The following is a 2,411-nucleotide window of genomic DNA, read 5'->3' as shown; positions in this document are numbered from 1 at the left end:
TGGTGAAGTAAGCGCCGCAGTAAAAGGATTAGCTACATCCGGAAAGCTTGCAGAGGGTGCAAAAGTCTTTCAAGTAGCAGAGAAAAGCGATAAAATAGTTGGTAAGTTGAAAGAAGTAACGGCATTAATGAATAAGTTGCCGGGTAGTATGAAGAATGTCGTGGAGAAGATTAAAAATATTGAGATCCCAAATTTATTCCCCGAACCTTCGCTAGCAGGCATTGGAGGAGAAAGAAACGCACTTGGTGGAGAGTTATTTTCTGTTGCTAAGAGTGAAACTAAGGGTACGGGTAAGTCTAATTTAACAAATGACATTTATAAAGTAACGTCTAAAGATGTTCAACAAGCAATTAAAGGTTATGAACAAACTGGTAAATTTACAGCACAATTTAAAGGTTTTGAAGTAAAAGCACAACGTTCATTATCAAATATGTCGGATAAACAATTGATATATTCATTTAAAAAAGGGTATGCACCAAAAGACGAAGTATATGATACCATTATACTTCACCATCATGAACAAAGAGTTGAGGGACCAATAATTGAGATGCCTAGTAGATACCATGATTTAGGAAACAAAAGACAGCATCCATTTGGAAATAAAGGTGGAGTTGGCAATGGAGAAGCTAGGCAGGAATTCAATAAATGGCGTAAAGAATATTGGAAAGCAAGATATGCCAATGAAATGATTAAAAGGGGGATAATTGAATGAAAATAGAATTGTTAAATGCAATTGATGAAGAGCTTGAAATGTGCCCTGAAGCATTTGGAGGGACTGTTAATATTGAGGAAGTGACACAAGCTGAAGTTGAGCTAAAAGTGAAATTACCAGAGGACTTTAAAATGTTTCTTTTGAAGTATGGTTCGGGAGCAGTTGGTGAAGCGATTGTTTTAGGATTGAGAGAGGCAGAGTTTGTTGCTACACCATCATTTGTAGAGAAATCTCTACAGTTTAGAAATATTCTTCCTGAAGGGTATGAGAATTTTATTGTTATTGGAATAGACAGTGCAGGGAATCCAGTAGGTTTTAATTCTCCTAATACAGAAATCATTACATTTGACTTTGATTTTGGTGGAAAAGAAATTATAGCAAGCAGTTTTGAAGAGTATTTAGAAAAGGCTCTTAAAGAAGAGATAAATATACATTTTTAATGAATTAGATTGCTACTTAAAAAAATTAATACAATACAGGCAAACAAGATTAGTTACAATAAATATAAAAGCAGTACAATTAAACTTATTATCTGATTTATGCTGTACAAATGAGAACGACAAGGCTTGAAGTGGAAAGAAAAAGAATAGGCTGTTAAAAAGTATATACTCTATGATGGTTGTACCATCATAGAGTATTATGTGCAATGATACAATAGAAAACGAAGTACGAGCTTAGGCGAGATGACATTTTATTGGGCGACGAATATAAACATATGGAATGGACATAAAAATAACGAACTCGTAAGTATTAACGTAGTAGTTGTCAAGACATATAAAAGGTGTCATACTACTATAAAACTTACAAAATTAATGCTACTTAAAAACATATGAACTTAAAGCACTTGATTGTCAACTAAAGACAACAAGTGCTTTTTACATTTTAGAGGGCTTTGCAAAACTCATAAATATCCAAAAATGAATGCATATAAAATCCGTTTTTCCGGAAGAATAATAGTATCCCAAACTATCTCCAGAAAGGACGGATTTTTTTATTTTGAACACAAGGCAATTCCCCCAATATCTTCACTTCAACATACACATAGGCATCGTTTGCAGTTACATAGTATGTTTTGCCTTTGCTATTGTGTACTTTTGAAACATCATATTACTTAATAATCACATGTTCCTCACGAATCCATCGATTACCACCAATATCAACATGCCCATCTTGTCTATTAAACAATTGATATGGCTTACTTCCATCCACAAATCCAATGTCATTGCCGTTCGGCCCATCGTAAATACGGATTTGATATCCTGGCCAATATTTAGTGTATGCATAGAACCATTGAACATCAAAATGCTCTAAATAAGCCCATTGCTTTTCTCCGCCTAAATTGATCATATTTTTTCCTTCTCCACCCCAGTATCCTTTATGGATTAAGTAAGGGACTTTTTGTGTGATACGTCCTGCAAAAATAGGATTAGCAGGATTTTCATATAGATTTATACCATAACCATTAGCGTACTTAGATGTTGCATGTCCGATTCCCTCTGTTTGAATAGGCTGAATTGGATTTAGATCATTACCACCAATAAACCAAGATAATGGCTTGTCTCCATTTAGAACATTTAAGTCAACTTTTCCTACACCATCAAGCCAACCTCCTGTTTCCCCATCTGCATATTGCCATAGATCACACGCATAGGCAGGTTTATTACTTCCATAACGAGGAATCCATAAAAAGTCTGCTTTC

At 34.7% G+C, this 2,411-nt stretch carries 2 protein-coding genes and 2 pseudogenes; 2 read left to right on the top strand and 2 right to left on the bottom strand.

Translation table 11 applies throughout. The features are described 5' to 3' along the window. Together U860_RS34810 and U860_RS0130745 are read left to right on the top strand one after the other, a co-directional pair. The coding region (locus tag U860_RS34810; RefSeq protein ID WP_025151467.1) for an HNH/ENDO VII family nuclease at nucleotides 1-712 on the top strand (712 nt) is incomplete at its 5' end. Continuing rightward, the gene (locus U860_RS0130745) at nucleotides 709-1,152 is read left to right on the top strand and encodes an SMI1/KNR4 family protein (protein ID WP_025151466.1); all 444 of its coding nucleotides are present in this window, start codon (nucleotides 709-711) and stop codon (nucleotides 1,150-1,152) included. The genes U860_RS34810 and U860_RS0130745, both read left to right, overlap by 4 nt. A 589-nt stretch (nucleotides 1,153-1,741) precedes the next feature. On the opposite strand, the pseudogene U860_RS36760 reads toward U860_RS0130745, so the two are convergent. Together U860_RS36760 and U860_RS0130740 are read right to left on the bottom strand one after the other, a co-directional pair. Further along, a pseudogene (locus U860_RS36760) lies at nucleotides 1,742-1,807 on the bottom strand (N-acetylmuramoyl-L-alanine amidase); the annotation flags it as partial. A 12-nt stretch (nucleotides 1,808-1,819) separates the two neighbouring features. After that, nucleotides 1,820-2,411 (bottom strand): annotated as a pseudogene (locus tag U860_RS0130740) (N-acetylmuramoyl-L-alanine amidase); the annotation flags it as partial.

The sequence above is a fragment of the Bacillus sp. H1a genome (assembly GCF_000633475.1).
GTDB classification, from domain to species: domain Bacteria; phylum Bacillota; class Bacilli; order Bacillales; family Bacillaceae_G; genus Bacillus_A; species Bacillus_A paramycoides.
The sequence above is the reverse complement of the archived record's forward strand: the minus strand, read 5'-3'. Positions and strand labels throughout refer to the sequence as shown.